At 56.5% G+C, this 932-nt stretch carries 1 protein-coding gene; it reads right to left on the reverse strand.

Annotation, left to right across the window (positions count from 1 at the left end; all coding sequences use genetic code 11):
• The coding region (locus P0D89_RS53480; RefSeq protein ID WP_408371336.1) for a reverse transcriptase N-terminal domain-containing protein at nt 1–562 on the reverse strand (562 nt) is incomplete at its 3' end.
• Nucleotides 563–932 lie beyond the last annotated feature (370 nt).

Here is a 932-nt window from a genome sequence, read left to right on the forward strand (position 1 = left end):
TATCGCCTTCTAAAATCCACTGCGACGATGTCTTCTTCGCGAGCGCCGTGAAGCATTGCTCGATAGCGTCCGCTGTCGAGCGGTCCCGGCGAAATCCATACGAATGCGAGTCAGCGCACGTTTCCGACACGGGTTCAAGGGCAAGCAGGTGTAACGCCTGCATCGCTCTATCGACCATGCACGGGATACCGAGCGCTCTCATCTTGCCATTGCTTTTTGGTATATAAATTCTTCGCAATGGTCGGGGTGCATACCCATGCCGAGATAATCTCTTGACGGCACGATATTTGGCATCGGGTTTGGACCACGTTACCTTGTCCACGCCGGGCGTCTTCTTGCCGTGATTCTCAGTCACCCGTCTGACGGCGAGTGCTTTGCCGGCAAATGAGTGGGTCAGCAGCCATTGCAAGGCTTTCACCTTGCCCCAGCGACCTTCCTTTGTCGCCTTGAAGATCCGCGTTTGCAGCCTTCTGACTTCCCGGTAGCACGTTGCCCAATGAATATCGTGCCAGTGCCCCGCGTCGCCGGAAGGTGCACCAGCGCATGCTGCGTTCGCCGTCATCTGCTCTCCCTCCTGTGAAGGTTTCTCAAAGCTCTCTTCATGAAAGACCTTGTCGAAGTCTGCCCGCTTTCGCGCAGAGTAATGTCGCCCGATGGCTCAACCCTTATCCATCCGATTACAGGATGGCGTTCGCTTTTTCGACAATCCTTTACCCGCACCTGCCACAGCGTTCCTTGCGGTTCGCCTGCCCCGAAGGGCGCAGATACGCGCTTACCATGTTCCGCGTAAGTAACACGAGCGGGGTAGACCCTGCCTATCCACCGGTGGCCCTGCTGTCCGTGTGCCCCCACCATATACGGGAGCATCCGGCCACGTACCTTTTGGTTCAAGCCTGTCAGCACCTTTGGCTTGTTGACGCTGACGATGTTTA

Source organism: Paraburkholderia sp. RL18-085-BIA-A (assembly GCF_046027075.1).
GTDB lineage: Bacteria > Pseudomonadota > Gammaproteobacteria > Burkholderiales > Burkholderiaceae > Paraburkholderia.